7 protein-coding genes and 1 pseudogene are annotated in these 5,009 nt (G+C 29.7%); 2 read left to right on the forward strand and 6 right to left on the reverse strand.

Annotated features, from left to right (window positions below; genetic code table 11):
• Both BO51_RS09830 and BO51_RS09835 read left to right on the forward strand, forming a co-directional pair.
• Positions 1–188, forward strand: a pseudogene (locus tag BO51_RS09830) (hypothetical protein); the annotation flags it as partial.
• Between the two features lie 499 nt (positions 189–687).
• Entirely contained in the window at positions 688–1,365 is a 678-nt protein-coding gene (locus BO51_RS09835) for a Crp/Fnr family transcriptional regulator (RefSeq protein WP_068556434.1), read from the forward strand.
• Positions 1,366–1,397: 32 nt separating this feature from the next.
• On the opposite strand, the gene BO51_RS09840 is transcribed toward BO51_RS09835, so the two are convergent.
• From BO51_RS09840 to BO51_RS09865, 6 genes are all read right to left on the reverse strand, one after another.
• Positions 1,398–1,520, reverse strand: coding sequence for a DUF6438 domain-containing protein (locus BO51_RS09840; protein WP_496486232.1), 123 nt, complete (start codon positions 1,518–1,520; stop codon positions 1,398–1,400).
• Positions 1,521–1,568: 48 nt separating this feature from the next.
• A complete protein-coding gene (locus BO51_RS09845; protein WP_496486234.1) occupies positions 1,569–1,925 on the reverse strand; it encodes a hypothetical protein in 357 nt (118 codons plus the stop codon).
• A 77-nt stretch (positions 1,926–2,002) separates the two neighbouring features.
• The gene (locus tag BO51_RS09850; protein ID WP_496486236.1) at positions 2,003–2,233 is read right to left on the reverse strand and encodes a PF20097 family protein; all 231 of its coding nucleotides are present in this window, start codon (positions 2,231–2,233) and stop codon (positions 2,003–2,005) included.
• A gap of 310 nt (positions 2,234–2,543) precedes the next feature.
• A complete protein-coding gene (locus BO51_RS09855) occupies positions 2,544–3,782 on the reverse strand; it encodes a hypothetical protein (protein ID WP_129723889.1) in 1,239 nt (412 codons plus the stop codon).
• 173 nt (positions 3,783–3,955) lie between these two features.
• Entirely contained in the window at positions 3,956–4,264 is a 309-nt protein-coding gene (locus tag BO51_RS09860; protein ID WP_003514290.1) for a hypothetical protein, read from the reverse strand.
• Positions 4,265–4,775: 511 nt separating this feature from the next.
• Positions 4,776–5,009, reverse strand: a 234-nt coding sequence (locus BO51_RS09865; protein WP_496486239.1) for an ATP-binding protein, incomplete at its 5' end; no start/stop codon positions are given.

Genomic DNA, 5,009 nt, shown 5'->3' on the forward strand with positions numbered 1-5,009 from the left:
CTGCCAACAGTGTTAAGAACTATTTGCCAGAGTACAAAGAATACTACAACAAAAAGTTTGGTGAAGTGACTACTCACCAACATAAACGAGCACTCGCACTTACATCTCGTAAATTAGTACGCTTGATTTTTGGATTGCTGACTAAAAATCAAATCTACTCCAGCGGTAAAGTTGGAGAGATTCAATAAAACATTTCCAATCACAAGCCTATTTTTTTTTGAAAATAGTAGGTTCTGTTAAAGTTATGCTTTTTTTATCTTTTCTTTTGTTTCCTTTAAAAAACATCCCTTGACATATTACCAGATTGCTTTCATTATGTTTAAATCTATATTATAATAAATTACAGTAACATACAGTTACCACGGTAACTAATTTTAGATAGTGTAAAGTAAAATATGAAAAAATGCTTCGCAAGATTTAAATACTTTCATCCTCTGACAAAATTTTAATCTGCTCAATTGAATTTTTGTCAAGGCTGAAATTAACGGGCTTTCAGCCCGACCTTGACAAAAATTTATGAGCAGATTTTAAAGCATTTTTAAGAGGATGCAAGCATGGATTTGATGAAAATTAGGGGGTACACGAATTCTGAGGTTTAATAACTCTCTAATGCTTGAAAATAAATCATTTGACGCATTTTACACAAATACTACTTAACACAACCTAATTTTAAAAAAGGTGGTATTTATGAATATAAAAAATTATCTAAGTATTTTAAGACTAACAGAGTTATTTGATGGATTTTCTACTGAAGAACTGCTTAATCTTTTTAAAACTCATAATTATATTATCTCTAAATACAATAAAGGCAGCATTATCCATTTTGAAAGCGAGAAATGCAATTACTGGGATATTATTTTAAAAGGCCAGGTATTTGTTCAAAAGATTGATGAAAAGGGAAATGTATTAACTATTACCGAATTTAAGGTCGGAGACAGTATAGGAGGCAACCTATTGTTTTCAAGGTATCCTTATTATCCCATGAGTGTGGTGGCAAAATCAGATGCTGAAATTTTACATATCGATAAAGATTTTGTACTGCAACTTTGTCAGACTAGCCAGGATTTCTTAATACAGTTCTTAACTTGCATATCGGACAAAACTGCTATCTTGACAAGCAAAATTAAATCAATCTCCATGAAATCTATAAAGGAATCTATCATTGAATTCTTAAACTATGAGTACTACTCTCAAAAAAGTAAAGAAATAAAACTTAATATGACAAAAAAGGAATTAGCCGAGAGGTTAGGTATTCAAAGGACTTCTCTTTCCCGTGAACTCAATAAAATGAAAAAAGATGGGCTCATTGACTATAACACCCATTCTATCACTATCTGTGATTTTGATATTATTCGCAAACCCTGAGCAACGAACAGGGAACCAGTATTGAGTTCCCTTTAATCTGTTATTATCAACAATTCTCCATAATAATTTACATTGCCCTCATTATCCACTGTTACACTATAAACGGGGCCAGTCCCAAAACACATTGTTCTTTGCAATTTTATATATTCAAACATGATACTCCCACTTTTCATCTGCATATTCATATTCTTATATGAAAAATACTATATTCCATAGTGAATTAAGTATTTATTTTCACTAATTGCACTAGATACCTTTTCAATAAGCAATTCAAGTTCCTGCGATTGATAATGACTATTTGCCTTGATAATAATCCCTCTAAAATGTTTAAGAGATTCCGGAGGGATAAGCGTCACACCGCAATAATCTAATCCAGTACCTGGCTGCGATGTAACCTGAAAATATGTCTTTATTGCCATTAATTCTTCATTATACTTTATAATTAATTCTTCTATTAAATCATCGCTGACAGAAACACAATTATATTTTACAGGTTCATATTCACTATACCACCTATTTTTTTCAATAGAATCAATTATTCCAAACTCATGCTTTGCCAAATTATAACCCCTCCATGCAAGTATGTTCAACCTAACAAATATTTATAGAAAAATGCGAACAAAATAAATATATGATATTAATCTGATAAATTACCATCGCCATAATCTATAACAATTTTTCTACATTCATCACAGCAGTATGCTTCAACACATGAACCTTTTAGAAAAGAAAACTCAGACAGAATAATTGCTTCATTACTAAATTGAGCAGTTGCGAAAAACTTTCCTTTTTTAGGTTTCCAACTAATTTCATGTTGACTCTGAATTACTCCGTATCTCATCTCTTTACCACAGTAAGGACATATCATAAATTCATCTCCTAAAATAATAAAGTCTTTATTCGCATAATTCTACAAGTATATATCACATACCTTTATTTTACACTATAATCTATAAGAACATCTACTTTTCTATCTCTTCATTACCCTTGTATCCCTAAAGATGTATATTTAAAATAATCATGCTCCAGCCCCAAACCCTCAAAACTTTATCCTTCTCTCCCTGAAAATCAAAAATCCCACAGTAAAGCAGGAGTTATTCTGCATCTACAGCGGGATTCTTGAATGAACTTTATTTTTACAGAGAGAAGTTATTATCATGGAGTAGAACTTATTTTAGTTATATACTAGGAATATGAAACAGTAAAACTGCAACTTTTACCTCTCGATTCTTATCTCCGTTAATGTGAAATCTATAGTTAAACCAAGAATCATTCTGTTTATTCACAAATCCCAAATAATTTGGATGTTGGTTTGTCGTTTCCTCAACACTCTTCAACACAGCGGAAAAATCTTTATTTTGCACAAAAATAATTACTGCAGCCTTTGAATCCCTCCATGTCAAATATCCAAGCAATTGAGTGATTGTCGCCAGATAATTTTTAGGTCCCTTCCAGAACTTGCATTCTGCTATAAATATATTCGAGTTATTATACCTTATTAAAATATCTGTTTTCCCAGATTTATTGAATGTCTCTCCTGTGGCAGACCATTCATACCTCGGTTGGAGAAACAATAAAAAATGGTCTCTTAAATGTTCTTCTTCTTTTCCGGAATATATTGAAGGCATACGTTCAAATTGCTTTCCCACATCGTATATTGTGGCTAGTATATCTTCATATATACCAGGGTCTAGCGTTGGTTCAGGTGTAAATCCCTTTTCTGTAACACTTGGCTTTAGAACTATTTCTTTTTTTGATTTTGATATAGGTACAGAAAAAGTTTTTGAAATATTATCTACTTTTTTTATTGGTACACCAAGTGCTGCAAGCATATTATTTTTCTCTAATATTTTTTGTTTTTTTGATTGTAGAGTAGATTTTACGAAATTATATAACTTGTCGTTATATTGTTGTATATTCCCGAGTAAATTATTCAATTGCTGATTTAGATTATTAACAAAACTTTCAAACTCTCTTTTAACTTTACTAGCATCTTTTTCAAAACTAATTATCTCATAACATAAACATTGTTCTTCTATATATACTTTTTCAGTCCAGAGCATTCTAGGATTAGGTGTGTATTTTAACAATTCAGACATTCCAACAAAGGGAATATGATATACTATTACATCTACAGAATAAAATTTATCATCATATACATTATATCTTCTAGGCCAATATTTACCTTCTATGTCTTTCTGATATGTAGAGACGAATATATTATCGTAATCAAATTGTGGCTCTTTTAATACATATTTATTCGTTATATAATTAATAAATTCTGTTTCATTCACATTCAAAATATAATTTTCTGACTCTCTTTCAATTTCATCCTTTATGGCAACTATCTGCTCACGTTCATAAGTATCAAATTCTTTTTCGCCAAATAATTGAAAATATTGTTTGTTAAAATACAATTTTATTCCCCCCTTAACTCGCAGTTATTAAAATAAAAACCTTCTAAATCAACTTATATCACTTATTAAATCGTATTATAGTAAGACTGTAATGCCTCAATTTTAAATTTATTGCTTGACATGTTTGTCACTGGTGCTATTGTCTTATACCCAAAACCCACTCTTGACTTTAACTATTTGATAATCCTAATATTTGTTTCTGTAACTATTATGTCTTCAGGATTAAACCCCTTATCCCATATGCTGTTGGCTTCTATAAAAATAGATTTTTCCTTTTTTGTTACAAAGCCAGCCAGCATATATTTTTTGCCATCCTCTATATATGGAGTATAAAATACCATCCTTTTATCCAGACTTAGGTCTTTTTCCTTTTCTTCAATGTGAGAAAGGATATTTTGTTTTGCCTTATTAAAATCCAAACCAAGTTGTTCTAAATTGCTAAAAAATCTGTTTGAAAAATTTATTACTTTTTTTCTTTCCATAATCTTCACCCTTTCATATAAAACCTATTTATAACCATGAACTTCACCATTTATTTGCAATATAACACAATTCTTATTATTATTTCAATCATAACAAATGCTTCTGCAGTATATTTATTAAGAATTTATATAAAATAGCATTCATCATATATCTATAAATTCAAACAACCAAATATGTTTTTTCAACTTTGTTTTCATTTTATTAGAACTTTATCAGTTATAAATTTGTTTTTCTTTTTTAAAATTATCATGCTTCAATTTTTAAAAACAGAAAAAGCAGAGCATGTTCTATAGTAAATGCAAATAAAGTCATTGCATAAACTCCCTACAATTTCCAATATTTTTATACCTTAAAATCTTACCAAACCCCGTATTTTCAATATTTCCCCTTGCCCCTTTTACCTTCTGATACCACAACTTTATTTTTATTATAAAAGAACTTTAACATCCGTGTAAATGTCAATCCCAAAATGCATGTTTTTTAGAATCTCAAAATGTATGATTGTTAGAATTAATTATTGGTACTTTTTTTAGTTTCTACCAGGTCAATTTTATCCTTCAGCCTATAAGATGGACCTGTAATCTTAATAATACTTGAATGATGAATTAGCCTATCTAAGATAGCATTTGCCAGTGTTATGTCTGAAAATACTTCTCCCCATTTACTAAATGGTTGATTAGTAGTAATTATTGTAGAATTTTTTTCATACCTTTTGTTAATTAATTGAAATAATAAATTAGCTCC

It is taken from the genome of Soehngenia saccharolytica DSM 12858, from assembly GCF_059568515.1.